This is a genomic window from Streptomyces sp. NBC_01016, assembly GCF_026341035.1.
GTDB lineage: Bacteria > Actinomycetota > Actinomycetes > Streptomycetales > Streptomycetaceae > Streptomyces.
In genome coordinates, this window is sequence record NZ_JAPEOQ010000001.1 from 809580 (window position 1) to 836576 (window position 26997).

A 26997-nucleotide genomic window follows, 5' to 3' on the forward strand; every position below is an offset into this window, starting at 1 on the left:
GCAGAGGCTGGGGCCGCGTTGTCGGTGACGCGGCTCCAGCTGGCGGGGCTGGGTACCTTGGCGTGGAGCCCAACTCCCCTTCATTTGATGAGAGTAGACCGGTCACAGGGTGATCGGAAGCGCTTGTGGTCCGCTTCCTGCAGGGTCGTCCCCGGGTGGGGCGCAGCCGCTGTGGGGTGGCTCGTTGGGACTCACAGTGATGGTCAGGCGTACCGTCGAGGTGTGGACTACAACAGACAGGCGAGGCTTGCTTCGCAAGAACGAGTCGCCTATGCCGAGAAGTGCGCGGCTCGATGCCTTGCCGAGTCCGAGAAGCACACGGCCGCCGCAGAAGCCAGCAACCCGGCTTTCCATACCAGCATGAGCGTTCTGTACCGCGGCATGGTTGAGGTACATCGATCAACAGCGAAGCGGCAACGAAGCACCGCCGCTCTCCTGCACAGCCCTCAGGCCCACGAGCGCCACCCACGCCCCTGAGAGCGCCGAACAAGCCCTTGGCGCATCCCACTGTCTCGCGCCGGGAGAAACCTGGGAGAAGATCTTCTCCCGCTCCCCCTCGGTGACCCATCGATACCAACTCACACCAACGCCCTGACCTGCGCAGATAGAACTCAGGGCAGCTATCGATCTTGCCGGGACCTTATTCGGGACGAAGAGGTCGTGGGTTCAAATCCCGCCACCCCGACAGCCGAAACACCAGGTCAGGCCCGGTACTGAGAAATCAGTACCGGGCCTGTTCTGCGTTTGGCCTCACGGGTTGATCAGCAGGTCAGGCGGGGTGCCGGAGGGTGTCGACGCCCGATGCCCCCGCCATGATCGGTTCCGCCTCCTCCTCGGTCGTGTCCGGTGGTACGACGAGCAGGTCCCAGCGTCCGTGGCCGGGGGCGACGAGGACGACGGTGTGCAAGGGAGTGGCCGCCAGGCTCCTGCGCAGACGGACGACCTGGTCGGCGACGAGCATGCGGCCCGGTGTGGCCGGCCACGCTGCCCCGTTGAACAGGACGCTGCTGATGTGGCCCCAGGTCCGGGGCAACCCCGCGAGCAGCGTGGGGAGTTCGGCGAGCAGGTCGTAGGAGTGCGGCCACCAGGCCCCGTCGATGGCTCGGGGACCACCGGCGTGCGGGGCCAGACGCAGGCGCAGCAGGGGCTGGGAGGGGGGCGGAAGGTGCGGTGCGAGGGTCATCAGGGGTGACTCCTGCCGGCTGCGTGCGCGGGTGAGTGGGTGACGGGGCGGGCGTCAGATGCGGCGGGCGGCGACGCGGTCCGGCGTCGGCCAGCGCACGTCGTGTGCGAGGCCGAGGCGTTCGAGGAGCCGGATGACCGCGGCCGACGGGTCGAGCTGGCCGCGCTCCACCCCGTGCCGGGCGCTGGTCGGGTCGGCGTGGTGGAGGTTGTGCCAGCTCTCGCCGAAGGAGAGCAGGGCGAGCGGCCACAGGTTGGTGGCCCGGTCGTGGCGGCGGGTACGGAACGGGCGCTCGCCGATCATGTGGCACAGCGAGTTCACGCTCCACGTGACGTGGTGGAGCAGCGCGATGCGGACGAGCCCCGCCCACAGCAGGCCGGTCACGGCGTGCAGCCAGGTGCCGCCGATCGCCCAGCCGAGGCCGAACGGCAGGGCGAGCGTGACCAGACACAGGAACGGGAAGGCGCGGGAGACCCCGCGGATGTCGCGGTCGGCCAGCAGGTCGGGGGCGTAACGCTCCGGCTCCGTACGGTCGTTGCGGAACAGCCAGCCGATGTGAGCGTGCAGCAGACCGCGCAACTGGCCGCGCAGGTGGGTGCCGTACCGGTACGGGGAGTGCGGATCGCCGGGGCGGTCGGTGAAGGCGTGGTGGCGGCGGTGCGTGGCGACCCAGCCGACGACGTCGCCCTGGAAGCTCATCGAACCGGCCACCGTGAGGGCGATGCGCACGGGGCGGACGGCCCGGTAGCTGCCGTGGGTGAGCCCGCGGTGGAAGCCGACGGTGACTCCGAGGCCCGTGAGCACGTACAGGGCGAGCCCGAGAACGATGTCCGTGGGATGGATCAGCCGCCCCCACAGCAGCCATCCGGCGAGGCCGAGCCCCACGAACGGCAGCACCACGATCGCCGCTGTCACCGTCACGTACAGACGCTCTCCGCCACCCCGATCATGCGGCGAACCATCGCGTGGGAACGGCGAGTTGCCGTCGTAGGGTGCGGGCGGCGCGGCGTCCGGCAAGCGGGCGAGTGTGTGCGCGGCGGGCTCCGGGGACATGTGCGGGCTCCTCGACTGGTGAGCGGCGGCGCGGCCGGGGTCGAGGGCAGCCCCTGAGTGGGCGGTGGGGAAGGGGAGCATGGCGTTGCGCGGTGACCGGGCACCGCCATCCGAACGCCCCCCGCCTTCTTGCACCGTACTCCTGCGCGGCCGAAAACGGCCCCGGCGCCGCGCACGCGGCAGATGCCATGAGGAGGAGCGATCGGCCCCCGCCGGGCGTAGGCTGAACACCGGGAATGCCTTCAAGTAGGCGTTGAATACGAGGACTTGGGACGGCCGCCGCCGATCAAGCGACCGGGGGCGGCCGTCGGGCGCGAGGAGCAGTGGCTCCCCCATCCGCTCCTCGCGCGGGGCCCAACTGCGGCAGCGGGGCGCGGGAGTTCCCCGCTACGGACACGCAGGAGGGCAGGGGCTGGAGTCGCGCCTCGTCGGCGACGCGCGACTCCAGCGGGCCCGGGACAAGTGCGCGCCGAAGTCGGGGCCGGCAGTCGGCCAGACGGAGCGTACTGCGGCCGTCACGCTGATCGGTAGGGCGCGCGGATCGGTGGGCCCGGGCCCCCGACCGGTTCGGGCCACCCCTGGTCGCGTCGTGCCCACCACAGGAAGCCGGAGTGCTCCGCACGTCCGGATGCCCTACTGGATTCGGCGCAGCCAGACTCATCCTGGTGACCGGTGTCGCCGCCCCACCGGCGGGACTAGCGTGAATACGGCACTTAGCGCAGCCGCCGACAACAGCGCCGGCTTCCAGGTCCCCGGTCCCGGACCCCCAGCACTCCGGCCTCCGCCTTCGAGGAGGTCGGGTCGCGGTCCGTGATTCCGCGTCGCGACCTGACGTTCTCCTTGTGCTCCTTCCTGATCCGTTTCCTTCTTGATCCACCTCCTTCCTGATCCGTTTCCTTCTTGACCCCTTTCCCTCTTGATCCGTTTCCTCCCTGATCCGTCGTCTTTGCGGGGCGGTCCTTCGCCCGCAAGGACGCGCCGGGTGTGTGTTGCCGACGCACAGGCCCGGCCTGCCCGCGCGCGTCGCACTTGTGCAGGGGGACACAGCGACGCCGCCGCGAGGGCCACCGCCGGTCCGGTCACTCGGCCCGGCGATGGCCCTCGCTCCCACCTTCCGCGCCGCGGTGTGCCGTCGGCAGGGCGTGCCGCAGCACCCGGCCCCACATCGACGCGTACTGCCGCCACAACGGCCCAGTGGCGTACGGGAGTCCGTACCGGGCGCAGATCTTCCGGACGCGCGGAGCGAGCTCGGCGTAGCGGTTGCTGGGCAGGTCGGGGAAGAGGTGGTGCTCGATCTGGTGGCTGAGGTTGCCGGTGAGGAGGTGGAGCAGCGGCCCGCCTTCGATGTTCGCCGAGCCCTGGATCTGGCGCAGATACCACTCGCCCCGGCTCTCGCCCTCGATCTGCTCCTCCGTGTACGCGAAGGTGTGCACGTCACTGGGGAAGTGTCCGCAGAAGATGACCGTGTGCGCCCAGACGTTGCGGGTGGTGGTCGCGGTGAGATTGCCGAGGAGGCAGGGCAGCGCGGAGGGTCCCGCGAGGAGCGGGAAGAGGACGTAGTCCTTGGCCGCCTGGTGAACCGCCTTGCCCACCATCGCAGTTGTGTCCCCGAGGAAGGCGCGCACGCTCTTGCGGCCCGCCAACGCCTCGTCCACCTCCAGGTCGTACAGGGCGATGCCCCACTCGAAGACGGGCGCGAGCAGGGCCGTGAACAGCGGCTGGAGGAGATGGCCCGGGTGCCAGGGCTGGTCCGGGGCCATGCGCAGGACCGTGTAGCCGAGGTCGCGGTCGCGGCCGACGACATTGGTGTACGTGTGGTGCAGGTGGTTGTGGGTGCGTTTCCAGGCATCGGCGGGGGTGGCGAAGTCCCACTCCCAGGTCGTCGAGTGGATCGCCGGGTCACCGAGCCAGTCCCACTGTCCGTGCAGGATGTTGTGGCCCAGCTCCATGTTCTCCAGGATTTTGGCGAAGGTGAGCAGGGCGGTGCCCGTGAACCAGGCGGGTGGGAAGAGGGAGACGGCGAGCGCGAGGCGTCCGCCGGTCTCGCAGCCGCGTTGCACGGCGATGACGGTACGTATGTAGTGGGCGTCGTCGGCGCCGCGCGCCGCCATGAACTCGGCGCGGAGCGCGTCCAGTTCACGGCCCAGTTGGTCCGTAAGGTCGGCGTCCGGTTCCCCGGGCGCCGGATCGCTGAATACAGCGGCGGTCATGAGGGTCTCCTCTGGACTCACAGGTCGAGGACGAGCGTGCCCGCGGCGCCGTTGACGCAGGTCTGGATCAACTCATTTGGTTCGCCGTGCAGTTCACCGGTGCGCAGGTCGCGCACCCGGCCCTCGACGATCGGGACGAGGCAGCCGAAGCAGAGGCCGCGGCGGCAGCCGTGGAGCATCGGCACACCCACCGATTCGCCGGCCGCGAGAAGGGGCACACCGGGCGCCACGTCCGCCCACCGGCCGCTGCGCGTGAAGCACACCCGGCCGCCGACCGCGTCGGCGCCCACCGGTTGCACGGGGGTCAGGTGGAAGCGCTCCACCCGCAGCCGCTGCCGCACTCCCCCTGCGTCCCACTGCCGCTCCGCCGCGTCCAGGAGCCCGGAAGGACCGCACACCCAAGTGTCCCGCCGGCGCCAGTCCGGACACGACGCGGCGATCCGGCCGGCGGTGAGGCGTCCGTCCGTGCGCGTATGGGTCAGACGGACCGTCAGCCAGGGCAACCTGGCTTCCAGGGCGGCCAGTTCGGCACGGAAGAGACACTCGTCCGGCGACGGCGCGCTGTGCAGGAGCAGGGTGTCCGGGGCGGCGCACCCGCGGCGGGCGAGCGTGCGCAGCATCCCCATCACGGGCGTGAGGCCACTGCCCGCCGTCACGAACAGCAGCCGCTCCGGCAGCGGCCGCGGCAGCACGAACTCCCCTTGTGCCGGGCCGAGTCGGAGCACCGTGCCCGGGGCGGTCCTGTGCACCAGGTGCGGCGAGACCCGGCCGTCGGGGTGGGCCTTCACGGTGACGGTGATCTCGGCGGCCCCCTCGTCGGGCGCCGAGGTGATCGAGTACGTCCGCCAGTGCCGTACGCCGTCGATCTCGACCCCGAGCGGAAGGTACTGCCCGGCCCGGTGGCCGCTCCAGCCCCGGCCCGGCCTGATCACCAGGGTGGCCGCCCCCGCGCCCTCACTCCGTACGTCGGTGACCCGGCCCGCGGGATGCCGCGCCGACCACAAGGGATCGAGCAGGCCGAGATAGTCGTCCGGCGAGAGCGGGCTGGTCAGCCAGGACACGGCCGACAGAGCGGCGCGGCGCCCCGGCCGGCCGGTGAAGGACCGCAGCAGCGCTCCCGGTGAGCGTCGCGGCTGCTCGGACATGCGGGCGCCCCTCCCCATACCGAATTCCCGAATGCCGGATGCCGAATGGCTGATGTGCCGGCTCCGAACGCGCCGGGTCCCTCTCGGTCCCGTACGCGTGCGTCCCGCCGCCGTCGCCGGATCGCTTGCGCCGAGGGAAACACACGGGGCGGCGGACCACACCGCCCCACGGCATGCTTCGCGCCATCGGCCGCACGGCTCCTGTCAGGCGGGATGCGCCGGTGCCCAGCGTGTGGCTCCGCCGATGCTCCCGAGGATGGCCCGATGGCGACGCCGCCGCCCGGCACGGACCGCCTCTCATGGGCCGAGCCGTACGCTGGGAGCACCGGGTGCTCCTCGTACGCCGACTCCGCTCGACGTCGCCTCCGGCGCACCACGACACGGGCCCCACAGGGCGGCCCGAAAAGGGGCGTGCGTCATGAACGCACTGATCGCCCACCACAGTTCGACCGGCTCCGGGCGCATCGTCGTGCACCCGCCCGCCCGACTCTCCCTGCGCCCGCCGACCTTCCCTCCGGGACCGGTGTGCGGAGCCTGGTGGCCGCGCACCGATGAGCTGGCCACCGAACTGGCCGCCCTCATCGAGGTGTTCGAGGCGACCCGCGGGCGCGTGACCCGTATCGCCTCTCCGCGGGGCAGCTGGCCGACGGAGCCGCGCACCCTGTCCGTGACGGGCCACGTGATCCTGGCCGCGTGGTACACGTCCGGTCTCGACCCCTATACGATCCGGCTCTTCTCCTACGGGGCCGGGCGCTGGGACCTGCTCGTCGTCCCGTCGAGCAGCCGGGACGACACGGCCGCCCGGCTGATGCACGCGGCGGCCGACCCCGCGCTCTGTCTCACCGGGACGGCGCTGATGGCAACCGAGGGGCCCGCCGGTTCCACGAACGGATGACGGTTCATGACCGCACGTCACCACACGTGTCATAGGCGTACGTTGGAGCCACCGAGGGCACGTCGTACACCGGCATCCACGCGGGTCTCGTCCCCGGTGAGCAACGGCATCGGGGACGACCGTTCACGTCGCTCCGAAGACGGGTCCGCGTCATGGCAGCGACCACCCCGCCCCCGGAGGCACCCGCGGCCCGCGTCGCGCTGAATTCGCCGACGGGCCACGGGCCGCTGGTCGTGGGGTGGTGACCGGTCGAAAGGACGGCACCGGTCCGGATCAGCACGGGAGTGGACTGCGGCTGACGCTGGAGCGGACCCCCGTCACACCCGGCCACTTCATGACCCTGTCCGTGGCCGGGGAGCTCGACACCGGCAGCATTCCCGCGCTCTGTGAACTCACCTCTCAGGTCCTGGGCGAGGGCAGCCGGCACCTGATCATGGACCTGTCCGAGGTGACCCACTGCGACAACGCCAGCTTCTTCACCCTCCTCGGCATCCGCGAGGCCGCCCATCACGCCGGCGGCAGCCTCACCCTGGCCAACCCCAGCCCCTGCGTCCGACTCGCCCTCACCCACAGCGTCCTGCGTGATCTGCTCCCCTTCCACGACCTCTGTGCGCAGGAGCCACCGGACACCTGAAGCCTGTGGCGTGGAGGGCAGCGAGTACCGCGGTCAGCTCGACGTGTCCCCGTTGTCGTCGAGGCGCAGACGACGGGCGAGCACGTCACGGGCGACGTCGAGAAGGGGTCTGTCCTGGCTGAAGGCATGGCCGCGCAACCGGATCAGCGCGTGGTCGCAGGTGATGTCGAGCTGGGCGGAGAGCATTCCGGTGGCCTGGTGGACCTCGGCGAAGTAGAGACCGGGCTCGTCCAGCAGCGCGGCGTACGTGAAGTCTGCGTGCGCGGCGGTGGCGATCGTGAGCTGGGCCAGGGTGTCGGCCAGGCCGAAGGCATCCGTCAGCTGGTCCGTGGACATGGGCCCGGGGCGGGTGCGGTAGCCGGTGAGCGCGCCGAGTCCGATGACCCCGATGCGCAGGGGGAAGGAGAACACGGCGCCTACGTCGAGCGCTTCGACGGCCGCGGGCAGACCCGGCCACCGGCTGTCGGTGAGCTCGGTGACATGGGGCACCAGCAACAGGGCGCCATGACGGGCCGCGTCGAGGCTGGGCCCGTGTCCCTGGATCTGCTGCAGATCCTCCAGCGCGGCGGTGTGCTCGCCGTGGGACTGCACGAGTTGGGCCGGGCCGCCGGTGGGCGACAGGAGCAGGGCGAGACCGTCCAGGCCCAGCACGTCGGCGAACTCCCCCAGCGGCAGCGGCGCCATACCCGGGCCGCTGTGCGAGCTGAGGGCACGCAGGTAGGCAGTCATGACCGGATGAGTCACCGCTGCCGCCCCCTTCCGGGTGAGGTGCGGGCCCGCCGGAGGGCAGTCCGCTGATCCCTGTCGGTGCAGGGGCCTCTCATCGACCGTGCCGACGCAGTAGCGACGAATCCGCCGTACCCCGCAGCACGTGTCGGGCGACCTCGGTGAGCCGCATGTGATTGCTGCGCGCGTGGCGGCGCATCCGGGCGAAGGCGTCCTCGACGCTGGTGTCGAGCCGGTGCGCGAGGTACCCCTTGGCCTGCTCGATGACGATTCGACTGTCCAGGGCCGACTGCAACTGCGCGGTCACTGTCATCTGTTCACTCACCGCCCGTTGTTGCAGGACGCCGATGGTGGCTGTGTCGGCCAGCGCCTGCGCCAGCCGCAACTGGGAGGCGCCCAGGGGTCCGGGCCTGTCCCTGAAGAGGTTCAGGGACCCGATCACCTGGTCGTGCAACCGCAGCGGGCAGGCCACGACGGAGGTGTGGCCGAGCTCCACGGCCCGCGGCGCGAACCGGGGCCACTGGGTCCGCGCGGCCGCCGTGTCCAGCGCGACGTCGGCGACCTGTCGCTTGGTCCGGTAGCAGTCGTGGCACGGGCCTTCGTTCCACTCGACGCCGGCCAGCTCCAGCGTGCGGGTGCGCTCGTCGGAGGCGGCCGCGTCCACAAGGCGGCCGCTGGGTGTGGCCAGCAGGACACCGGCGGCGGCCACGTCCAACAGGTGCACGCAGTGCTCGGTCAGCATGTGCAGGAAGTTGATGACGTCGAAGTCCTGCACCAACGTGTCGGCGAGGTCGACGAATGCCGCCGCCAACTGCTCCTCGTGCGGCAGTTCGGCCATACCTGCCCACCTCCCAGGGTGATTCGGCCATCACCCTCCCACAGGCCGTCCCCCGTGATTGCCCTCCACTCTCCTCCTCGCCGCACCGTGTGGCCAGAACGTTTGCCGAGTACAGGCGGACGGCGCGGCGGTGCCGGAGCTACTCCGTCGCGCGGTTGCCCTTCTTGTCGCACGGGAGGTCGGAGAGCTTGCTGTGGGCGAGGAAGTCGCGGGTCGCCTGCTTCTCCACGTCGGAGATGGCCGTGGGCTGTACGTCGATGATCCCGCCGAAGGGGCGGTCGACGTCGCGGATGATGCACAGGGTCGCCGTCAGCATCACGGTCACCAGGGTCAGCGCGGCCAGCTGCCCACGGTTGTGCCTGCGCGGCAGGCAGAGGCCGAGGGCCGCCACCGTGACCGCGAGCACCGCCAGCAGGAACCAGAGGATGGCGCCGGGGATGCTGGCGGTCGCCTGGGTGAGGCGCTCCTCGCGCTCCTCGGAACGCTTGTGGTCGGCACTGACGAGCATGCCGAAGGCCGGTTCGCCCTCCATGGCACGGAAGTTCCGGCGCAGGTCGGTGGACCACACGCTGGGCGCCGACGAGCCCTTGCCGTCGGCCATTTCGGGCCACTCCTGGACGCGGACGGCGCGGGCGTAGCAGACGGCGTCGGCCTGGACGGCCGACCGCTGCTTCACGGTGGCGTACTCGGCGGTCTCGACGAGCTGGTCCAGGGCGCGCGCCTCGCCGCGCGCGGCCACCTCCGCCTTCCCGTACGAGCCGTTGGCGGTCACGAGGACGAAGGCCAGCAGCAGCACGGTCAGGGTGAGCAGGGGGCCGACGAGGTCCTTGACGGCCATGCCGGTGTCGTCGTCCTCGGTCAGCAGCCTCGGCCGCAGATATCGGTTGGCCGCGATACCCGCGATCAGGGCGAGCGCGGCGACGACGATGACGATGACCACGAGCGAGTACCTCCGGGAGACAGGAAAACGGTGCTCCCCGCCATGGGGCACTGTGATCTTGTCCTGACCGTCCCCGCCCTCCGGATACGGCGGACGGGCCCACTCACCCTCTATCGAGCGACAGGCGCTCCGCCGGAAAGCGGTGGTGGAGGGCCGGTGAGCAGCCCCAGGCGGGATGCCGTCGCGACCGCCGCCGCCCTGCTGTCCGCGCCGAGCTTGGTGTAGACGGCGCTGAGGGCGCTCTTGACCGTGCTCGGGCTGATGCCCCGGCGGGCCGCGATCTCCCGGTTGGACAGGCCGGCCGCCACGAGCCGGACGATGTCGGCCTCGCGGGGTGTGAGCACCGGGGTGCTGCCCTGGGGCCCGGCCAGGGCATGGCGGGCGACGCCGGGGCCGAGGACCGTCTCGCCGCGGGCGACCGCGCGGACCGCGGCGAGCAGCGATTCGGCGGACGCCTCCTTGCCGAGGAATCCGGTGGCGCCGGCCCGCAGCGCGGAGGTCACCGTCTGCGCGGTGACGTAGGCGCTGAGGATGAGGACGGCGGGCGCGGGGTCCAGCGCGCGCAGTTCGCGGACGAGTCGGATGCCGTCGTCGATGCCCGCGCCCAGGTCGAGGTCGACGACGGCGACGTCCGGGGCCTCGGGGCGGCGGGCCGCGCGCAGGGCGTCGTCGGCGGTCGCCGCCTCGGCCACGGGCGACAGGTCGTCGACCGTCGTGAGCAGGGTGCGCAGGCCGATCCTGAGCGCGGGGTGGTCGTCGACGACGAGGACCCGGGTGGGGCGGGCGCGGCCGGTCCTGGCGGGGACCGGCTCGGGTATGCCGGCGGGGACCGGCTCGGTTATGCCGCTCAGGACGTCACTCATTTACGTCACTCATCCACGTCATCCGTCCACGTCTGCCCCGGCCGGCCTGCGCCGCAGCACGGCGCTCAGCTCCGTGCCCGTACCGGCGCTCGACACCACCGCGAACGTGCCGCCGAGGCCTTCGACGCGGTGCCGCAGGGAGCGCAGACCGTGCCGGTCGTCGGGCACCCGGGCGGGGTCGAAGCCCCGGCCGTCGTCCCTGACGGTCATGGTCACCTCCTGCGGCTCGTACGTCAGCGTGGCGGTGACCCGGTGCGGCCGCGCGTGCCACAGGGCGTTGGACACCGCTTCCTGCGCGAGCCTCAGCAGGGTGTGTTCCACGTCGGGCGGAAGCGGGCCGGGCTCGCCCGAAGTGTAGAACGCGATCTCCGGGGGGCCTTCGGCGCCGGAGGCGGAGGGTGGGCCGCCGGCCACCTGCCAGCCCGCGGCGAGTGCCTGGCGCATCGCCGAGAGATGGTTCTCGATCGTTTCGGGGAGCGTGCCGTTGGGGGTGCCCGCCGGGCGGTCGGTGTGCGCCGAGTCGATGAGGAGGCGCGCCTCGCGCAGGCCGAGGTTGGTCAGGTCGAGGGCGGCGTGCGTCGCCTCCACGGCCCTTGCGGGGGCGGCGGTCAGGGTCCGCTCCGCGCCCTCGAGGAGCAGCTTGACGCCCGCCAGGTACTGGGCGATCGAGTCGTGGACCTCGGCCGCCATCCGGCGCCGCTCGTCCGCCTGCCCCGCGAGCCGCTGCGACGTCGCCAACTGCCCGCGGTCGTCGCGCAGTTGACGGATGAGCGCATCGGCGGAGCCGCGCAGGCGCTCCTCCTTGCGGAAGGCGAGGACGACCAGGAGCAGGGCGAGGAAGGCGCCCACGACGACCATCTCCTGGTCCCCGACGGTCGCGGACCCCCGCCGCGAGGTGACCGCCGCCGCGGCGACGGCGACGACCGCGACGCCGAGCGTGCGCAGCCGGGGCAGGAACATCAGCACGACGAAGTACAGCGCGGCGACCAGGACCCGGAACTGGGTCCCCGTCAGATCGAGCCAGAGCCACAGGCCGAACAGGGCCGCCAGCCAGCCGAGGGTGAAGGGATCGGCCCGGCTCGCGAGCCGCAGGGCGCCCGGATCGGCCCCCGAACGGCGCTCCGCGACCGGCGCGAAGCAGTACACGAGGCCGAGCGCGAGCCCCGCCCCGACGCGCCACCCCTCCCCCGACACCCCCGCCACGACGGTCCGCACCAGGCCGACGACCAGCAGGACCAGGAACGTGGCGTGCAGCGGCGACGTCACCAGGCGCGCGAACCCCCGCCGTCCGGCCGGACTCCCCGCGGGCGGCTCCTGCGCGGAGACGAGCGTCGCGTCGCTCATGAGTGCCCCTATCAACTGCCGCGCCCACCCGTCCAGGGCCGGGTGGCCGCCCTTGCGCACCCGGATGGTCCGCAGCACGCGGCCCGGTGGCCGGTGATCGGACGTACCGGATCTTCAAAGATCAGTGATGACATGCCGGACACCCACGCGAGGCGCCCGACGCCCGCGCGGCACCGAAGGAGGACACACATGGCGCAGCCACGGGCCGCCGGCGGCACCCGGCTGCAGTCGGTGGAGCGCGCCCTGCGCATCCTCACGGAGATCGCCCGCCACCCGCAGGGGCTGACCGCCAAGCGGCTCGCCCGGTTCCTCGACGTACCGCTGGCGACGACGTACCACCTGCTGCGCACGCTCGCGCACGAAGGCTGGCTGGAGCACACCGAGGGCCACTACCGGGTCGGCCCGGGCGCCCTCGCCTTCGGCCGCGTCCTCGCGGGACCCGATGACGACGGCTCCGAGCAGGGCGTTTGCACAGTCTGAGATCTCGGCGGATCTTCCGCGGGGCATCTGGTTGAAGGGGGCAATGAGCGCCGCAAGAATCGCGACGTTGCCCAGAGAGCGGCGGGGGCGCTGAATGAATGCGGACGACGACGTCACACCGGGTTCCGACGACGCGCCGGACGCCGGTGGCGCACCGGACGAACTCGTGGGTGTCATCGCGGCGATGGCCCGGTGGGGCGAGGACCTCTTCCACCCTGTGGAGGTGGAGCTGCGGTTCCGGCTGACGGATCCGCTGGCCGTCACGGTGACGGCCTGGGGCGGCGCGGAGGCGGGCGTCCCGGGGTCCGTGCTGTGGCCGCTGTCGCGGGACCTGCTCCTCGACGGGCTCGAACGGGCGGCGGGCGACGGCGACGTACGCATCGCTCCCTATCGCGTCCCCGGCCGCGACCGGCTGGTCATCGTGGACCTGCGCAGCGCACCCGGCGAGCCCCAACTCGTCCTCGCGCACGACGCGTTGAGCCTGTTCCTCGACCGTACGGAGCGCATGCTGCCGGAGCGCGAGGGCCGCCTCGAAGGGCTCATCGACCGCGCCCTACGAGAGCTGGCGCCGGGGGACGACACCTGAGCGGCCGCCCGGCCCAGTGACAAAAGCCGGTGCCAAAAGCCGGTGACAAAAACAGCGCCCGGAACGGCCGAAGCCGTCCCGGGCGCTGCCCGTCCGAGCGCGAGCCAGGTGACTAGCTGTTGGCGCAGACGTTGCCCGCCGCCGGGTTGAGCGCGGCGATCAGGTTGAGCGAGTTGCCACAGGCGTTGATCGGAACATCGACCGGAACCTGGATGATGTTTCCGGACAGCACGCCCGGGCTGTTCTGGGCCACACCGGTGGCGCTGGCGCCGTCGGGGCCGTCCACCGCGGAGGCCATGGCAGCGGATCCCATAACAGCGGTCCCGGCCAGCACGGCCGCGGCCGCGAAGGTGCGAAGACGCATCGTTGCTCCCTAGAGAGGTGAGGGAATATGACGCGCCAATCACACCGCCACCCCGCCCCGAATCGGGACAATTGAGCCATCGGGGGGCGTGTCCGTCAGCTCGTCCAGAAATCCCACCAGCGGGTCAGGATCATCACGCCGACGACGCCGATGTGGGCGGCGGTCGGCACCCAGGGGAAGTCCGTGAAGAAGGCCCGTACGCCCCGGGACGCCGGGAGGAAGCCGCTGCCGACGTTGAACGCGACCAGATGCCAGAACAGGGCGATGGTGGCCGCCCAGGCCAGGCAGCACCACAGGCACAGCGAGTTGATCCGGTACAGCGACTGGAACTGCAGCCAGGTCACGAACCCGACGCCGAACAGCGCGCCCGCGTTGAAGGTCAGCCAGTACCAGCGGGGAAAGCGGACCCCGGTCAGCAGACTCACGCCGACGCCGGCCACGAGCCCGTAGGCGACGAGGCCGAGCAGCGGATTCGGGAAACCGAACGCGGCGGCCTGCTCGCTCTTCATGATGTTGCCGCAGGACACCACCGGGTTCAGGCTGCACCCGGGCGTGAAGTTCGGGTCCTCAAGGAGCTTGAACTTGTCGATGGTGATGACCCACGACGCGAGCACCCCGGCGGCGCCCGTGACGACGAGGAGCCAGGCGAGCGTCGTTGCGCCCCCGACGCGGGAGTCCGCTCTCGAACTTCCGGTGCCGCGGTGCCGGTTGACCGGTCGGTGCGCGGCAGGGGCGGTCGTCACGCGCGCACGCGACGGATGGGCAGCAGGCAGTGCGCGGCGGCCATGAGGGTCTCCTCGTCGCCCGCGAACTCCTCCAACTCCTGCTCGGTGACCGGGGATCCCGGCGTCGCGGTGGGCCAGACGCGCGTGGTGAACAGGAAGTACGCGCTCTTGCGGGCCTCCGCCGCAGCCAGCCACTCGGGCGGCACGGAGCACTGGGCGTTCAGGAGCGGCATGGTGACGACGGCCTGGCCCGCCTCGACCAGCAGGGACACCGGGAAGCTGGGGCGGCCCGACGCGTCGTGGACGGTGGTGCCCACCGTGAGGCCGTTGGTCTCCAGGAGGCCGCGCACGGCCGCCTCCGACGCCTCGGGTCCTGCCGGGGAATCACCCATGGAGTAGGCGAGGAGAAAGGGAATGTCGCCCTTTCCATCGGGGTGTTCGCCACTCCAGGCGATGACCGCCAGAGTTCCCAGATCGGCTGCTCGAAATGCGGGGCCACTGCTCACAGTTGAAGTCATCGAAGAAGCCTAGCCAGACCCGGTCGGCGCACCGGCCACGGTTCACACGTTTGGCGGAACGCATTCCGCGGACGAAATACCGAAGGCTGACCCGGGAACCCTGGGTCCCGAACCAGCCTTCGACGAATGGCTCGACGTACGAACCTGACGTACGAACCTACTGACCGACGGGGAGACCGCCGAGCATGCTGCCGGCGCCGGAGCCGGAGCCGCTCTCGTTCAGCCCGTCGACGGCGCCCTTGACGGTGCTGACGGCGCCCCCGTCGTTCTTCGGGTCGAGCAGGTTGCTGTCCACCGGCGAGACGTCCAGCGTCGGCTGGCTGGTGATCGTGTTCACCGCGCCGTTCAGGCTCATCGGAGTGAGGTCCGAGGCAAATGCCGGAGCGGCGGCACCGACAATCGCCATCGATCCGGCGACAACGGCAGCGGTCTTCAGAACCTTCATTGTTTATGCCTTCCCTCGACAACTCGCGTCGTCGGTTTGGAAAATACGCTTCTGCTTGCTCAACGAGCGTCCCGACCTCGGGGTGTGCGTCATCGCGCCAAAACCCGAAGGATCCGCACACCCGAAACGGCCGCACAACGGAGCAGCCGCCCCTCGGGGAGGGGCGGCTGCGGAAGAGTCGGGCTGGGCCCGTCAGTCGTTGGCGCAGGTGTTGCCGAACGCCGGGTTCAGCAGACCGATGACGTCAACGGTGTTGCCGCAGGCGTTGACCGGCACGTGCACGGGAACCTGCACGGTGTTGCCCGAGATCACGCCGGGGGAGTTGGTGGCAGCGCCCTGCGCGCCGGAGTCGGCGGCGGCGACGCCGGCCGAGCCGGCCATGGCAGCGGCGGCCATTGCGGAAAAGACGACTGCCTTCGCGGTACGCGACATGAAGCATGCTCCTTGGAGGTCGTTCTGTTCGGCCAGCGCGGGTGCCTGGCACGTGGTGCAACGGGGCGGCCGTACAAGGGGTTGCGGCTCCGAACGGGTGACTGGCCGTCGCGGCGGCCCCTTTGGGGTGACGTCATGAGCGAACGGGTGAACCGGTTCTCGCGGGGCCGGAGGCCGGTGGTCCACTGGGGGCCGTCATGAGATTGGCCGCGCCGCCTTCCTGTCAGCCGTCGGCTCCACGCCGTTGGGAGGGCGGCCCCCGACCCGGGCGCCCCGTGACTCCTCCGGCCTGGCGCCCCATGACAGAGCTCGGGCCGCCGGCGAATGCGGAAAGCCGGCGGCCCGAGCCTTGTGTGCGTTCGGCTGATCAGCCGTTGTGCACACCGTTTCCGGCGAGGACCGGGATGTCGCTCAGGATGTGCGAGAGCGGCTCGTCACCCTTGGCCTGGGTGGAGTTCTCGGTGCACTGCTGGTTCTGCGGGGCCGACAGGACCGGGATGTCCTGGACGGAGACCGGCACGACGCCGACGAGCGAACCGACGTTGCCCTTGACGGGCAGGCCGACGCAGGGCTTGTTCAGGGAGCCCTGAACGAGACCGAGCTGCGGGCTCAGGTCGCCCGCGGTGGTGGAGTTGCCGTACGTCTGCGACGAGCCGTTGCCGCTGGTCGAGGTCGTGCCGTGGTCGTCGCCGATGGCGAGCGCCTGCGGGGCGGCTGCGGCGGAGACGCCGACGACGGAGACGGCGACCGCTGCGGCGGCCATGGCCTTCTTGAGCATGGTTCTGATTCCTTTTCTGACGGGCACCGGTTACTGCACTGAGCGCAACTGCGGAGGGCGGAAATGGTTCCGCATATCCACCCGATCGGACAGACATCGAAACCCGGTCGAGCACCCGTGCCCCCGCCAAGCGGCCCGCACTGGCGCGATTTTCATTTCATCGACCCCGCGCCGTAATCGGAATCGATCGGAGCCACGTCCGAGTGAACGTGAGCAACCGATGGCGAGCTGCGGAGTTGATACAAGTGCTCCCAGACGGAAATAAGAAGGGGAATTTCCTCATGCTGAAGAAGGCCATGGCTGCCGCGGCGGCCACCGCTTCTCTCGTCGGTATCGCGGCCGCCGCCGCCCCGCAGGCCCTGGCCGTCGGCAACGACGGTGGGACCACGTCCGAGAGCGGCAACAACGCCTCGCAGACGTACGGCAACTCCGCCACGTACGGCAACATGAGCCCGCAGATGGCGCTGATCCAGGGCTCCCTGAACAAGCCCTGCATCGGCCTGCCGGCCAAGGCCAACGTCGGCTCGCTCGTCGGCGTCGTGCCGGTCTCCGTCCAGGACATCCCGGTCCTGTCGGCGCCGCAGAACCAGCAGTGCACCGAGAACTCCACCCAGGCCAAGGGCGACGAGCCGCTCTCGCACATCCTGGAGGACATCCCGGTCCTGTCCGGCAACGGCACCGGCAACAACTGAGGATCCGTTGCATGAATCGGGCCGCCGCTCCGGCGGCCCGGTCTGCTGTTCCGGCGCCGGCCGGAAATTCAGGTAGCTGTACGAGCCTTTTGATCCGCTGCGTCCGGATGTTCGGGAGGTCGCGCACAGTGCCGAATTTCCTGCGAATGGCTCGCGCGGGAATGGTCCGAACGGGTTTCGGTCCGCAACTGCCCGGAATGCAATCCAGTTGACCACACGTAGCTCCGCATCCGGAGCGCGCGTATCGAAAGGGAACCACCCCATGAAGAAGCTCTTCGCAGCCGCCACGATCGCTGCCTCCGTCGCCGGCCTCTCCGCCGTGGCCGCCCCGCAGGCGCTCGCCATCGGCGACGACACCGGCACGACGTCCACCAGCGGCAACGGCTCGTCGCAGACGTACGGCAACTCCGCCACCGCCGGTGACATGAGCCCGCAGCTCGGTCTCGTCCAGGGCTCCCTGAACAAGCCCTGCGTCGGCCTGCCGGCCAAGGCCAACGTCGGTTCGCTCGTCGGCCTCGTGCCGGTCGCGGTCCAGGACATCCCGGTCCTGTCGGCCCCGCAGAACCAGCAGTGCACCGAGAACTCCACCCAGGCCAAGGGTGACGAGCCGCTCTCGCACATCCTGAGCGACATCCCGGTTCTCGCCGGGAACGGCACCGCGAACCACTGAACGGACTGAGGGGCGGTCGCCGGTACGCGCGACCGCCTCTCTCCGTACGGTGTTCCGTACGCCAGGCATGACAAAGGCGGTGGACCGATCCCGGTCCACCGCCTTTGGCGTGTGTTCTTGCGTCGGCTACTGGATCGCGGGGAGGAGGCCGGTGACCGGCGCCACGAGGTCGGTGGCCTGGTGCAGTTCGTTCAGGTGGTTGAGCCCGTTGAGCCCGGAGAGCTGTTCCGCGGTGCTGGGGAGCTGTTCCTGCTGGTCCTCCGGGATCGCCATCGCGGTCAGCGAGTCGACGGTTCCAGTGGGGGAGATGGGTTCGACGGCGTGGGCCGCGGGGGTGGCGGCCGCCGCGGCTCCGACGGCGAGGAGGACGGCGCTGAGGGCACGACGAGTTGAGATCATGTCCGGCTAACGGTGGGGTCGGCGGGGCGGATACGGGGTTCGCGGAGCGCCACCCGTGAGGGCCAATCGTTCGAGTGGGCGTCGTGCCGGTGCGGTCGACGGGTTCCTACGCCTCGGGGCTCTGCCCCGGACCCCGCGAGTCTCGTCCCGGAGCGGGGCTTGATTTGCCGGTGAGTAGCGCGTGGACCTCTTGGGCTCTGCGGAGGCCCGCCGGGTAGGGGAGGGCTTGGGCCAGGTGGGTTGCGTGGGTCAGGGCTTGGGTGGACTCGGTGGGGGCGGAGAGGTGGGACAGGGCTGCCGCGTGGGCCAGGTGGGCTTCTACCTCAGCCAGGCGTTCGCCGGTGCGTTCGGCGCGGGTGGCCTCCGCTGTCGCGAGTTCCAGGGCGAGCCGGGGGCGGCCCGCGTGGAGTTGGGCCCAGGCCGTCAGGGACGGCGCGGCGTCGGGGCAGTCGGCGAGGGCACGGAGGGCGGCCTCGGGGTGGCCGGTGCGCAGGGCGAGTTCGGCGCGGGCGGTGCCGACCTCGTAGCGCGCCTGGCGGTCGCCCAGGTGGTCGGCGGCGGGGGCGGCGCGGTCCAGGAGCTCCGCGGCCGCCGACGTGTCTCCGGTACGCAGCCGGACCAGCGCCAGCGTCGCGAGCGCGTACGGCAGGCACCAGGCGCCGTCGCCCTCCGCGAGCGTCACGGATGCCTCGGCGAGCGCGGTGGCCTCGTCGAACTCCTCCAGCAGGAGGTGGAGTTCGGCGAGGTTCAGGCGCTCGAAGGCGGCCGCCGTCGGGTTTCCCGAGCGGTCGGCGAGGTCGAGGGCGCGTTCGCCGCTCGCCACCGCCTCGCGCAGCCGGCCGTGGCGGCGCGCGTTCTCCCGCAGGGTGGAGAGGACTGTGCCGAGCAGCGTCGGGTCGCCGTACGCCTCGGCCGGGGCGAGCGCGAGGTCACCGGCCTCGCGGGCCTCGGTGAGCCGGCCCGAGAGGCCCAGGTTGGTGGCCTGGAGGGCGTAGGAGCGGGCGAGCAGGCCCTGGCCGTGCGGGCCGGGGACCTGTCGCGCGGCGTCCAGGGCCCGGCGGGCGGCGGCGTAACCGTCGTCGTAACTGCCCCGGACGCCGTGCAGCATGGCGTGGGACAGGTGGTGCACGGCGAGGGGTTCGGGGGCGGCTTCCGGGGCGGCCGGGTGGGCGCGGAGCGCGTCGGCGGCGGCGTCGAGGGCGCCGGTGCGCACGAGGGACTCGGCGAGCCGGGCCGCCGTGAGCACCGCGTCGTCGTGTGCACCGCGCCGGACGAACTCGGTCAGTGCCTCGCGCAGGGACGCGGCCGCCTCTTCGAAGTGGCCCATTCTGGCCAGGACCTGACTGTGGGCCAGGCGGGCGCGGGCCGCGTCGACGTCGAGGCGGGCGACGAGGTCGCGGTAGTAGCGGTCGGCGGTGTCGTTGGCGTAGAGGGCGGCGGCGCGTTCGGCGGCGCGGCGCAGATACTCGGCGGCGCGCGGGTCGTCGGCGCGGGCGAAGTGCGAGGCGAGCGCGTCGACGGCGTCGGGGCGGCGGGCGAGGACGGCCCGCGCGAACGCGCCGTGCAGCTGCCTGCGGCGGACCGCGGTCAGCCGCTCGTAGCAGGTGAGGCGGACCAGCGGGTGCCGGAAGGCGAGCCCCGGTTCGGGCCGCCCGGCCACCACGACCTGGCGCTCCTCCACCAGCGAGGCCGCGATGGCCCGTTCGACCCCGTCGGCGGCCGCGGCCCCGGTCACCGGCGGGCGCAGGCCGCGCTCGGCGACGTCGAGGAGTTCGGAAAGGGCCGCCTCTCCCCCGGCCACGGACAGCGCCTCGACCAGGCGCCGCGCGTCGGGGTCGAGGCGCACGAGCCGGTCCGCCACCAGCTCCCGCACGCCCTGGGGCGCCCCCGCGCCGGCCGGTCCCTCGGCCGGGCCACGGGCGAGTTCGAGGGCGAACAGCGGGTTGCCGAGGGAGAGTTCCCACACCCGCTGTTCCTGCCCGGGACGTGGCGCCGCGTCCCGCGCCACCGCGAGGCACGCCTCCCGGTCGAGCAGCCCCAACTCCTCGCGTACAGCGAGCCGTTGGCGTACCAGGAAGCTCAGGATGGCGCGCCGTGCGTCGTCGTCGGGGAGTTCCTCCTCGCGGTACGTCACCAGGAAGCGCAGCCGGATCCCGCGGTCCGCGGCGCGGCGGGCGAGGTGGCTCATGAGCTGGTACGAGCCGGTGTCGGCGGCGTGCAGGTCGTCGAGGACCGCGAGCACCGGACGGGCGGCGGCCAGGTCGCCGAGGAGCGCGGCGCTCGCCCGGAACAGCCGGTCGCGCTCCTCCTCGGGGCTGCGTTCGCCGGATGTGCGGATCTGGCCCAAGGACGGGAGGAACACCGCCAGTTCGGGATACTCCGCGCCGACCCGGGCCCGCTCCGCCGCGTCGTGCTCGGCCAGCCACCCGTCGAGCGCCTCCGCGAACGCCCCGTACGGCGTGTGCCCCTCCGCGTCCTGGCCGCCGCCCCACAGCACGACCGTGCCCGAGGCCGCGGCCCGCCGCGCCACCTCGCCCACCAGGCGCGTCTTGCCGACGCCCGCCTCGCCGGTGAGCAGCGTGACCGGCGGCCCCTCGGCGGCGAGCAGCCGGTCGAGCACCGCGTCGCGGCCGTGCAGCGGGGTGGCGGGTGCGGCTCGCAGCGGCGACGGCAACGTTGTCGTGATCGGCACCGGGGCGGGCGCCGCCGCGAGGGCCGCCCGGTGCAGCTGCTCCGTTTCGGGACCGGGGCGGACGCCCAGTTCGGCGTCGAGCGCCTCGCGGCACGCGTGGTACTGGTGCAGCGCGCGCCGCCGCAGGCCCTGGCGCAGGGAGGCGTCGATGAGGACGCGGTGGGCCAGCTCCTCGGCGGGGCTGGTGGCGAGGACCTGCTGGGCCACGGCCGCCGCGTCCGTTGCCGAGCCCGCCGCGAGGTGTGCCTCGGCGAGGCCGAGCAGCAGCCGTTCCCGCAGCAGCGCGAGCCGCCCGCGGCGCTCATCGGCCCAGTCCACGTACCGGTCCTCGGGGAGCAGTTCGCCGGTGAACAGGGCGAGGGCGGCGGCCAGTTCGGCCACCGCTGCCCCCTCCTCGACCACCGCCTCGGTGAGCGCCGCCTCCGCCGCCGCCTCCGCCGCGTCGGCGTCGATCCACACGGTCGCCGGGTCGAGGAGGAGCATGCCGCCGTCGGACAGGAGGTACGACGACGCGGCGCGCGGGGCGAGTTCGGGTTCCAGCGCGTGGCGCGCGGCGTGCAGGGCGACGCGCAGGCTGCCCGCGGCGGCGGACGGGTCGGCGTCGGGCCAGCAGCTGTCCATGGCCTGCTCGCGGTGGAGGCGGTGGCCGGGCACGACGGCGAGCAGCTTCACCAGGGCGCGGGCGCCGGGGCGCGGCCAGCGTTCGGCGAGCGGGGGTCCGGTGTCACGGGTCGCGCTGAACCCACCGAGAAGGCGCAGACGCAGCAGTGGAGCGGCGGGTTCCGTCCCGTTCGTCTGACGTGTGCTCATGAGGGCGACACTGTAACCGAGCACGCCATGAACCCCCTGGGCGAGGCCCAGGGGGTCCGGATCGGTCAGGTCATCCGTCGGTCACGTGCGCGCGGGCTCAGGAGAGCTTGTACGTGGTGACCTGGTGGATGCCGTTGTCGAACACCTGGTAGCCGCCGCCGAGGTCCTCGGCCAGCCGGTCCAGGCCGTAGTCGTCGCCCTGGAGCGAGAGCACCTCGTCGGTGCCGTCGCCGTCGAGGTCGGCGGCCAGGAAGTTGCGGGTGCCGATGGCGTCGGCGTCGCCGAGGGCCTGCTGGAAGGAGTTGCCGTTCTCGAAGAAGTCCGCGTCCCCGGCGTAGGCGGAGACGGAGCCCTCGCTGCCCGCGATCAGCAGCTTGCGGCCACCGGGACCGGTGGCGAACGCGCCGTTGTAGGACTGCCCGATCACCGAGGCCAGGGCGTCGTCGGTGCCCTCACCGGAGAACCTCCGGAAGGACGAGGTGCCCGCCTGGTACAGCTTGCCGTCGTCGGTGAAGAAGCCGCCGTGCGTCCACAGGCCGCCCATGGTCGTGGAGTGCACGACTTCACCGGTGCGGCCGTCGCGGATCTCCATGTACGTGTGCGGGGCGCTGGAGTCGGTGGAGCCGACGCCCGCCTGCGACTGGATGTCCCAGGTGTAGACGACCGCGTGGCCGTCCGCGTACGGGATCTCCGGGGAGGCGAAGGTGCCCTTGTACGTGAGCGCGGCGTGGATGACCCCGTCGGTCGACACATCGGGGACCGGCGGCGCGACGCTCCACTTCGCCTTGCCGTTCTTGGCGTTGAGCGCGACCGCGTTGGCCCCCGGGTCGGCCAGGTTGATCGAGCCGGCCTTGGAGTACGAGGTGTAGACCTTGCCGTCCTGGACCGACGGGTCGGAGAACACCACGTCGCCGAGGTCCTTGGGCGCCGCGTACGACCAGATCTTGTGGCCGTCGCCGTAGTAGGCGTTCAGGGTGTTCGTCGGGACGACGATGTCCTGTGTGCCGTCACCGTCGAGGTCGGCGAGCTTGACCGAGTGGACGAACTGGCCGCCGCCGTCGATGGTGGCGAGCGTCTTGCCGTTCTTGGCGTTGAGGACGACCACGGCGGAGTCGGCGGCGACGACGATCTCGTCCTTGCCGTCGCCGTTGACGTCGCCCTTCTGCATGTCGTGCACCGCGCCGGGGACCGTGGCCCGCCACAGCTTCTCCGGCTTGCCGTTCAGCAGCGAGGGACCGGAGTAGGCCCACACGCCGTTCGACGAACCGGCCATCACGACATCGGACTTGCCGTCCTTGTTCACGTCGGTGCTCTGCGCGATGGAGATGTCGGCCTGGAGCGGGGTGATGGCCTGCTGCTTGCCGTTGGTGAGCTTGAACGTGCGGATGTTCTGACTCTGGTCGATGACGCGGACGTGGGTGCCCGCGGCGTCGCTGTACACGTCCTGGTACATCGGCGCGCCGGCCAGGCCCTTGTTCTGCCAGACGACGGCGCCCTTGCCCGAGTACACGGTCGTCGCGGCGTAGCGGCCGCCGGCCACGTTCTGCGACGTGTTGATCATGCGGTCGTCGTCGCCCGCGGCGACGAGCTTGCCGTCGGCGACCTGGAGGCGCCAGGTGTTCGGCCCCTTCGTGGCGTTGTCGGCGTCGCGCTTGGTCGTCTGCGACCACAGCAGCTTGCCGGGGTCGGCGCCATTCAGCACGCGCACCGTGTTGGCGTTCACCTGGAGGTAGTTGTCCAGGGAGGACTCGGCGACCGCGTACTCGTCGCCCGCCTTGGCCGTGAGGTCACCGACCGCCAGGGCGGTGGGCAGCACGTTGACCCGGGTCTCCAGCGTCGAACGGTGGCCGTTCTTCAGGTCGTACGCGGCGATCTCGTACTTCACCGCGTCGTTGACGTCGGACTGCTCGACGACGACGAGGCGCCCCCGGCCGGCGTCGACGCGGATCTGGCGGCTGTAGAGCATGCTGTCGGTCTGCCAGGCGACCGAGCCGTCCGCCACGTTCATGACGAGGGTGCGGCCCCGGCCCTCGACGGAGTCGGTCTTGGCCCGGTCCCAGGAGACGACGATCTTGCCCTTGCCGAGGTCCTGGATGTCGCCCCAGACGGAGTCCCCGGTCTCACCGGTGTCGTACGTCCACGTCGACGACGGGGTCAGCTTGCCGTCCGCCGACGAGAAGCGGATGCCGGTCAGCTTCGTCGTGTCGGTGGCCGGCGAGTTCATGTTCAGGCTGGGCACGTCGGCGACGAGCAGCGTGTCGTCGACGACCTTGACCATGGTGGCGTAGTCGTACAGCTTCGACCAGGCCGTCTTGCCGGTCCTGCCGTCGAGGACCGTCACGAACGTGCCGTTGGGCAGCGACGAGCCGGGCGAGGTGAACGGGCGGTAGGACGAGATGCCGACGCTCGCCGAGAAGACGATGTCGTCGACGCCGTCGCCGGTCAGGTCGCCCGTCGAGTAGCCGGAGTCGGAGGAGGGCGTGAACGGCGTCACCGCGTTGTAGCCCATCATGACCCGGACCGGGAACGGCTCGGGCTGGTACACGCGCTGCGGCTTGACCTGCCAGTCCTCGTAGTACGAGGCGTTGGTGCGCTCCCACTTGGACTCGCCGTCGGCGGAGTGCAGTTGGACGTTGCCGCGGCTGTGGACGGTGTAGTAGTCGCCCTTCTTGCCGGCGGGCACGGTGGCGCCCATGCCGAGGACGCCCTCCATCGTGGACTTGCCGGTGAAGGTGACCTTGTCGGAGGCGGCATCGGTGGAGGCGTCGCCGGACGTGGTGGCCGGCTTCTTCGTCTGGTCGGCCGTCTTGTCGGTGTCACCGTACGGGTCGAGCTGGACGTCGGCCGTGAGCTTCTTCTCCTGGGCCTCGGTCAGCTTCATGACGCCGCCGTCACCGCTGTCGGCGGCCATGACCGCCGGGGCCGCGCTGAGGCAGAGTCCGGCGGCGACCAGGGCGGAGGCGAGCCGGAGGGCCCGCCGCGAGTGGGTGGGTCTCATGATCAGGCTCCCTGGGTGAAGCGGATGGCCGAACCGTCGGTGACGACCGACTGGTTGAAGGAGTACTCAAGAGCGTCGGTGCCGGCCTGGTTCTGGATGCCGACGGTGGCGCCCGCGCCCTTGTCGGGGACCGACTGGTACTGCAAGGTCACGGAACCGGTGGCCTCGTCGAAGACGACCTCGAAGGTGGCGCGGTCCGAAGTGCCGTTCCCGTAGGCGGCCTTGTTCCAGACGATCGCGAACTTGCGGCTGCCCTTGGTGCCGGTGGTGGCCGTCTGCACGGACGACTTCTTGTCGAGGACGAGGTCGTCCCAGAGCGGCGCGATGAACCCGTTGGGGTTGTACAGGGTGGGCAGCGCGGTGTTCGCGTAGTCACCGACGCGCGGCGCCAGGAAGTTGACCATGCCGTCGGTGGTGATCGACGTGGTCGAGTACGGGACGCCGTAGTGCTTGACCGAGAACGGCAGCGAGATCGTCGTCGCGTCCTCGTCACCGGTCAGGGCGACCTTCTTGGAGCCGGCGATCCAGGAGTACGTGACCGGCTTGCAGCTGTTGCCGGTGGCGTCGGTGCGGGCCGGGACCTGGACGTTCTTGGTGAGGTCGGCCGCGGCGACGGTGAACGCGCCGGTGTAGACGCCGTTGCACACGAGCGGCGCCGTGGGCTTCACGGTCAGCGTGAACGCGCCCTCGGCGACCTTCGGCAGCGTGTACGTGCCCTTGGCGTCGGTGGTGACCGACGGCACCGGGGAGCCGATGACCTCGACGGTCGCGCCGGGCAGGGCCTTGCCGGAGACGTCGAGGACGGTGCCGGTGACCTTGTGCGTGGCGACCGGGGCCATCGCGACGTCCTGGGTCAGCGCCTGGCCGGTGGTGAGCTCGACGCCGCTGACCTTGGTCTCGGCGTGGCCGTAGCCGCTGAGCGTGAAGTCGTACGTGCCGGGGACCAGCGTGATGCGGTAACCGCCGTCGGCGTCGGTGGTCGTGGTGCGGGTGCCGGTGGTGCCGGTGACCTTGACGACGATGCCCTGGAGCGCGGCTCCGGTGGCCTTGTCGGTGGCCTTGCCCGTGACGATGGCCGCGGTGTGCGGGGCCTTGTCGATCGTGGCGAGGGCGTCGAGCTTGCCCTCGCCCCACACGTTGTTCATCCCGGCGGTACCGCCGCAGTGGGTGTCGTCGACGTCACGCGCACCCTCGTTGAGGAGCGCACGGGTCTCGTCGATCTTGCCGACCAGCGAGGGGACGGCCGCCCACAGCAGCGCGACGGAGCCCGCGACGTGCGGGGTCGCCATCGACGTGCCCTGGATGGTGTTGTACGCCGAACCCGGCCACGTGGAGCGGATATTGACGCCCGGCGCCGTGATGTTCGGCTTGGCCGAGCCGTCCAGCGGCGAAGGGCCGAAGCTGGAGAAGTCGGCGATCTTGCCGGCCGAGTCGTAGGCGCCGACACCGTAGGACGATTCCTGCGAGCCCGGCGGGTGGGTCGTCGAACAGGTCGTGCCGTTGCCCTCGTTGCCGGCCGCGAAGGCCGCGAAAATGCCCGCGGAGTCCCAGGCGTCGAGGATGTCCTGGTAGAAGGGGGCGGTGCCGTACGGGTCGCCCCACGAGTTGTTGACGATGTTCGGGGCGAGGTCCGGGCGCGGGTTCTGGCCGTTGTGGTCGGTCGGCGCGAGGATCCACTGCCCCGCCGCGAGCAGGTCGTCGTCGTAGCAGGTGTCGCTCGCGCAGCCCTTGGCGGCGATCCACTTCGCGTTCGGGGCGGCGCCGATACCGTTCGCGCCGACCATCGTGCCCATGGTGTGGGTGCCGTGGCCCGCGTTGTCGCACGGGGTGCCGTCGGAGGGGCAGGTGCCCGACGGGTCGTAGAAGTTGTAGTCGTTCGTGAAGGAGCCGTCGCCGTTGTTGCCGCGGTACTGCTTCACCAGGTCCGGGTGGTCGTACTGGACGCCCGAGTCGACGCTGGCGACGACGATGCCCTCGCCGCGGTCCTTGTACTCGTCCCAGACCTGGTCGGCCTTGATGTCGGAGATGCCCCACTCGGGCGTCTCTTCACTGTCGGCGGACGCCTCGGTCCCCGAGGCGGTGCGCGTCTTGGTGACCTTCTTGTCGGAGGTCTCCATGTCGTCCAGCTTGAAGCTGTGTCGCTTGACGATCTGCTTGACGTCGTCGCGCTTCGCCAGCTGCGCGACAAGGTCCTGATCGCCGGTCACCTGGACGGCGTTGGCGATCCAGTAGTCCGTGTGCCCGACCTTCTCCTTGTCGAGGAAGGAGTTCAGGGAGCGCTGCGATTCCTTGGCGTGCGCGCGCAGCTCCTTGTAGGCGGCCTTCGCCTTGGCGGCGTGCGTGCGCTGCTTCTTGGCGCCGGACAGATCGGCCTGGTCCTTGAGGACGACGAAGAACGTGGCGTCGTCGCCCTTCGCCACGGCCTTCTCAAGGGCGGAGTCGACCTTGTCGGAATGCGCCGGGGCGGTCGTGTCGGCGACGGCGGGCAACGGACTGCTGAACAGGGCGGCAGTCGCGGTCAGCGACGCCGCCGCCCACACGGCGCGTCTGCGCCGGGACGGTCGGGGCAGGTGCATC

The 26997-nt window shown here is 71.3% G+C and carries 25 protein-coding genes; 6 read left to right on the top strand and 19 right to left on the bottom strand.

The features are described 5' to 3' along the window. Positions 1–769 precede the first annotated feature (769 nt). From OG746_RS03815 to OG746_RS03830, 4 genes are all read right to left on the bottom strand, one after another. Entirely contained in the window at positions 770–1183 is a 414-nt protein-coding gene (locus tag OG746_RS03815) for a DUF5994 family protein (RefSeq protein ID WP_266711507.1), read from the bottom strand. Between the two features lie 54 nt (positions 1184–1237). Beyond that, a complete protein-coding gene (locus OG746_RS03820; RefSeq protein WP_266711509.1) occupies positions 1238–2236 on the bottom strand; it encodes an acyl-CoA desaturase in 999 nt (332 codons plus the stop codon). 1079 nt (positions 2237–3315) lie between these two features. After that, positions 3316–4446 carry a fatty acid desaturase family protein gene (locus OG746_RS03825; RefSeq protein WP_266711511.1) on the bottom strand — a complete coding sequence of 377 codons (1131 nt, stop codon included), beginning with the start codon at positions 4444–4446 and terminating at the stop codon, positions 3316–3318. A 17-nt stretch (positions 4447–4463) separates the two neighbouring features. Continuing rightward, on the bottom strand, positions 4464–5591 hold the full coding sequence (locus OG746_RS03830; RefSeq protein ID WP_266711513.1) for a ferredoxin reductase: 1128 nt from the start codon (positions 5589–5591) through the stop codon (positions 4464–4466). A 418-nt stretch (positions 5592–6009) separates the two neighbouring features. Between OG746_RS03830 and OG746_RS03835 the strand changes: the two genes are divergently transcribed. Both OG746_RS03835 and OG746_RS03840 read left to right on the top strand, forming a co-directional pair. Next, positions 6010–6486: a DUF5994 family protein gene (locus OG746_RS03835; RefSeq protein ID WP_266711515.1), complete on the top strand. Its 477-nt coding sequence runs from the start codon at positions 6010–6012 to the stop codon at positions 6484–6486. Positions 6487–6727: 241 nt separating this feature from the next. Then, positions 6728–7120: an STAS domain-containing protein gene (locus tag OG746_RS03840; protein WP_266711517.1), complete on the top strand. Its 393-nt coding sequence runs from the start codon at positions 6728–6730 to the stop codon at positions 7118–7120. A 33-nt stretch (positions 7121–7153) separates the two neighbouring features. Here the strand turns inward: OG746_RS03840 and OG746_RS03845 are convergent, their stop codons facing one another. From OG746_RS03845 to OG746_RS03865, 5 genes are all read right to left on the bottom strand, one after another. Further along, on the bottom strand, positions 7154–7849 hold the full coding sequence (locus OG746_RS03845; protein WP_266711519.1) for an ANTAR domain-containing protein: 696 nt from the start codon (positions 7847–7849) through the stop codon (positions 7154–7156). A 91-nt stretch (positions 7850–7940) separates the two neighbouring features. Beyond that, entirely contained in the window at positions 7941–8684 is a 744-nt protein-coding gene (locus OG746_RS03850) for a GAF and ANTAR domain-containing protein (RefSeq protein ID WP_266711521.1), read from the bottom strand. 139 nt (positions 8685–8823) lie between these two features. After that, positions 8824–9624, bottom strand: coding sequence for a bestrophin-like domain (locus tag OG746_RS03855; RefSeq protein WP_266711523.1), 801 nt, complete (start codon positions 9622–9624; stop codon positions 8824–8826). A gap of 110 nt (positions 9625–9734) precedes the next feature. Next, positions 9735–10487, bottom strand: a complete 753-nt coding sequence (locus OG746_RS03860; RefSeq protein ID WP_266711525.1) for a response regulator — start codon at positions 10485–10487, stop codon at positions 9735–9737. Between the two features lie 18 nt (positions 10488–10505). Further along, positions 10506–11909, bottom strand: coding sequence for a sensor histidine kinase (locus OG746_RS03865; RefSeq protein WP_266711527.1), 1404 nt, complete (start codon positions 11907–11909; stop codon positions 10506–10508). A 111-nt stretch (positions 11910–12020) separates the two neighbouring features. Here OG746_RS03865 and OG746_RS03870 point away from each other — a divergent pair, with 111 nt between their 5' ends. Both OG746_RS03870 and OG746_RS03875 read left to right on the top strand, forming a co-directional pair. Then, positions 12021–12311: a helix-turn-helix domain-containing protein gene (locus OG746_RS03870; protein ID WP_266711529.1), complete on the top strand. Its 291-nt coding sequence runs from the start codon at positions 12021–12023 to the stop codon at positions 12309–12311. Between the two features lie 94 nt (positions 12312–12405). Next, positions 12406–12897 (top strand): SsgA family sporulation/cell division regulator, encoded by a 492-nt coding sequence (locus OG746_RS03875; protein ID WP_266711531.1) that lies wholly within the window; start codon positions 12406–12408, stop codon positions 12895–12897. Between the two features lie 112 nt (positions 12898–13009). Here OG746_RS03875 and OG746_RS03880 read toward each other — a convergent pair whose 3' ends face one another. The 6 genes from OG746_RS03880 to OG746_RS03905 form a co-directional block, all read right to left on the bottom strand. Beyond that, positions 13010–13261: a chaplin gene (locus OG746_RS03880; RefSeq protein WP_323179542.1), complete on the bottom strand. Its 252-nt coding sequence runs from the start codon at positions 13259–13261 to the stop codon at positions 13010–13012. 95 nt (positions 13262–13356) lie between these two features. Then, positions 13357–14004 carry a vitamin K epoxide reductase family protein gene (locus OG746_RS03885; RefSeq protein WP_266711533.1) on the bottom strand — a complete coding sequence of 216 codons (648 nt, stop codon included), beginning with the start codon at positions 14002–14004 and terminating at the stop codon, positions 13357–13359. Beyond that, positions 14001–14504, bottom strand: a complete 504-nt coding sequence (locus tag OG746_RS03890) for a DUF5949 family protein (RefSeq protein WP_266711535.1) — start codon at positions 14502–14504, stop codon at positions 14001–14003. Before OG746_RS03890 ends, OG746_RS03885 begins: the two co-directional genes overlap by 4 nt. A 157-nt stretch (positions 14505–14661) precedes the next feature. Next, complete coding sequence (locus tag OG746_RS03895) at positions 14662–14949, bottom strand: hypothetical protein (RefSeq protein WP_266711536.1); 288 nt, start codon at positions 14947–14949, stop codon at positions 14662–14664. A 192-nt stretch (positions 14950–15141) separates the two neighbouring features. Next, the gene (locus OG746_RS03900) at positions 15142–15381 is read right to left on the bottom strand and encodes a chaplin (RefSeq protein ID WP_323179543.1); all 240 of its coding nucleotides are present in this window, start codon (positions 15379–15381) and stop codon (positions 15142–15144) included. A gap of 367 nt (positions 15382–15748) precedes the next feature. Continuing rightward, positions 15749–16159 carry a rodlin gene (locus OG746_RS03905; RefSeq protein WP_266711538.1) on the bottom strand — a complete coding sequence of 137 codons (411 nt, stop codon included), beginning with the start codon at positions 16157–16159 and terminating at the stop codon, positions 15749–15751. A gap of 281 nt (positions 16160–16440) precedes the next feature. Between OG746_RS03905 and OG746_RS03910 the strand changes: the two genes are divergently transcribed. Further along, positions 16441–16851, top strand: coding sequence for a rodlin (locus OG746_RS03910; RefSeq protein ID WP_266711540.1), 411 nt, complete (start codon positions 16441–16443; stop codon positions 16849–16851). Between the two features lie 262 nt (positions 16852–17113). Further along, positions 17114–17521, top strand: coding sequence for a rodlin (locus tag OG746_RS03915; protein ID WP_266711542.1), 408 nt, complete (start codon positions 17114–17116; stop codon positions 17519–17521). Positions 17522–17647: 126 nt separating this feature from the next. Here the strand turns inward: OG746_RS03915 and OG746_RS03920 are convergent, their stop codons facing one another. The 4 genes from OG746_RS03920 to OG746_RS03935 all read right to left on the bottom strand — a co-directional run bounded on the left by OG746_RS03920 (position 17648) and on the right by OG746_RS03935 (position 26996). After that, complete coding sequence (locus OG746_RS03920) at positions 17648–17920, bottom strand: hypothetical protein (RefSeq protein ID WP_266711544.1); 273 nt, start codon at positions 17918–17920, stop codon at positions 17648–17650. Positions 17921–18026: 106 nt separating this feature from the next. Next, positions 18027–21422 (bottom strand): ATP-binding protein, encoded by a 3396-nt coding sequence (locus tag OG746_RS03925; RefSeq protein ID WP_266711546.1) that lies wholly within the window; start codon positions 21420–21422, stop codon positions 18027–18029. A gap of 97 nt (positions 21423–21519) precedes the next feature. Then, on the bottom strand, positions 21520–24420 hold the full coding sequence (locus OG746_RS03930) for an FG-GAP repeat domain-containing protein (RefSeq protein ID WP_266711548.1): 2901 nt from the start codon (positions 24418–24420) through the stop codon (positions 21520–21522). A gap of 2 nt (positions 24421–24422) precedes the next feature. Then, positions 24423–26996 (bottom strand): S8 family serine peptidase, encoded by a 2574-nt coding sequence (locus OG746_RS03935; protein ID WP_266711550.1) that lies wholly within the window; start codon positions 26994–26996, stop codon positions 24423–24425. Position 26997 lies beyond the last annotated feature (1 nt).

Excerpts from the sequence above, each read along its gene's own strand:
- OG746_RS03815 (WP_266711507.1), bottom strand. The coding sequence starts at position 1,183 with ATGACCCTCGCACCGCACCTTCCGCCCCCCTCCCAGCCCCTGCTGCGC.
- OG746_RS03820 (WP_266711509.1), bottom strand. The coding sequence starts at position 2,236 with ATGTCCCCGGAGCCCGCCGCGCACACACTCGCCCGCTTGCCGGACGCC.
- OG746_RS03825 (WP_266711511.1), bottom strand. The coding sequence starts at position 4,446 with ATGACCGCCGCTGTATTCAGCGATCCGGCGCCCGGGGAACCGGACGCC.
- OG746_RS03830 (WP_266711513.1), bottom strand. The coding sequence starts at position 5,591 with ATGTCCGAGCAGCCGCGACGCTCACCGGGAGCGCTGCTGCGGTCCTTC.
- OG746_RS03835 (WP_266711515.1), top strand. The coding sequence starts at position 6,010 with ATGAACGCACTGATCGCCCACCACAGTTCGACCGGCTCCGGGCGCATC.
- OG746_RS03845 (WP_266711519.1), bottom strand. The coding sequence starts at position 7,849 with ATGACTGCCTACCTGCGTGCCCTCAGCTCGCACAGCGGCCCGGGTATG.
- OG746_RS03850 (WP_266711521.1), bottom strand. The coding sequence starts at position 8,684 with ATGGCCGAACTGCCGCACGAGGAGCAGTTGGCGGCGGCATTCGTCGAC.
- OG746_RS03860 (WP_266711525.1), bottom strand. The coding sequence starts at position 10,487 with ATGAGTGACGTCCTGAGCGGCATAACCGAGCCGGTCCCCGCCGGCATA.
- OG746_RS03870 (WP_266711529.1), top strand. The coding sequence starts at position 12,021 with ATGGCGCAGCCACGGGCCGCCGGCGGCACCCGGCTGCAGTCGGTGGAG.
- OG746_RS03875 (WP_266711531.1), top strand. The coding sequence starts at position 12,406 with ATGAATGCGGACGACGACGTCACACCGGGTTCCGACGACGCGCCGGAC.
- OG746_RS03880 (WP_323179542.1), bottom strand. The coding sequence starts at position 13,261 with ATGCGTCTTCGCACCTTCGCGGCCGCGGCCGTGCTGGCCGGGACCGCT.
- OG746_RS03890 (WP_266711535.1), bottom strand. The coding sequence starts at position 14,504 with ATGACTTCAACTGTGAGCAGTGGCCCCGCATTTCGAGCAGCCGATCTG.
- OG746_RS03895 (WP_266711536.1), bottom strand. The coding sequence starts at position 14,949 with ATGAAGGTTCTGAAGACCGCTGCCGTTGTCGCCGGATCGATGGCGATT.
- OG746_RS03900 (WP_323179543.1), bottom strand. The coding sequence starts at position 15,381 with ATGTCGCGTACCGCGAAGGCAGTCGTCTTTTCCGCAATGGCCGCCGCT.
- OG746_RS03905 (WP_266711538.1), bottom strand. The coding sequence starts at position 16,159 with ATGCTCAAGAAGGCCATGGCCGCCGCAGCGGTCGCCGTCTCCGTCGTC.
- OG746_RS03910 (WP_266711540.1), top strand. The coding sequence starts at position 16,441 with ATGCTGAAGAAGGCCATGGCTGCCGCGGCGGCCACCGCTTCTCTCGTC.
- OG746_RS03915 (WP_266711542.1), top strand. The coding sequence starts at position 17,114 with ATGAAGAAGCTCTTCGCAGCCGCCACGATCGCTGCCTCCGTCGCCGGC.
- OG746_RS03920 (WP_266711544.1), bottom strand. The coding sequence starts at position 17,920 with ATGATCTCAACTCGTCGTGCCCTCAGCGCCGTCCTCCTCGCCGTCGGA.
- OG746_RS03925 (WP_266711546.1), bottom strand. The coding sequence starts at position 21,422 with ATGAGCACACGTCAGACGAACGGGACGGAACCCGCCGCTCCACTGCTG.
- OG746_RS03930 (WP_266711548.1), bottom strand. The coding sequence starts at position 24,420 with ATGAGACCCACCCACTCGCGGCGGGCCCTCCGGCTCGCCTCCGCCCTG.
- OG746_RS03935 (WP_266711550.1), bottom strand. The coding sequence starts at position 26,996 with ATGCACCTGCCCCGACCGTCCCGGCGCAGACGCGCCGTGTGGGCGGCG.